Source organism: Corynebacterium sp. UMB8791 (assembly GCF_054166365.1).
In genome coordinates this window covers 1-356 of the sequence record NZ_JBSZCG010000026.1, presented here as the reverse complement: position 1 = coordinate 356, position 356 = coordinate 1, and the positions used below count along the sequence as shown (strand labels likewise).

Annotated in this window: 1 pseudogene; it reads left to right on the top strand. The window is 36.2% G+C overall.

Features of this window, described 5'->3' with window-relative positions:
- A pseudogene (locus ACXIUA_RS00625) lies at positions 1–356 on the top strand (hypothetical protein); the annotation flags it as partial.

Genomic DNA, 356 nt, shown 5'->3' with positions numbered 1-356 from the left:
GGAAAAATACAAATACCAGATGTTTTTGTTGATACCTCTAGCACATCTGAAGTTGGTGACATAGTAGTTCATGACCGTAAAATACTTGCAGAAGAAGGCTTAGTGGTAGTGGTCGCTACGATTGATTATCAGCATCAACGAGTTCTTGCAGGTCCTGACATTTTAAGTCGTGGCTTTGTTTATATGCGTGAATCAACTGACTTAATTACCGCTGCACAAAAGCATATATATCACCTACTAAGAGTAGAAATGGCTAAAGAAACTAAATCTGATGAGCGTGAGTTAAAAAAGAATATTATTGAAACCTTACAAGATTTTCTATATTCTAGAACAGAACGTCGTCCTATGATTTTACC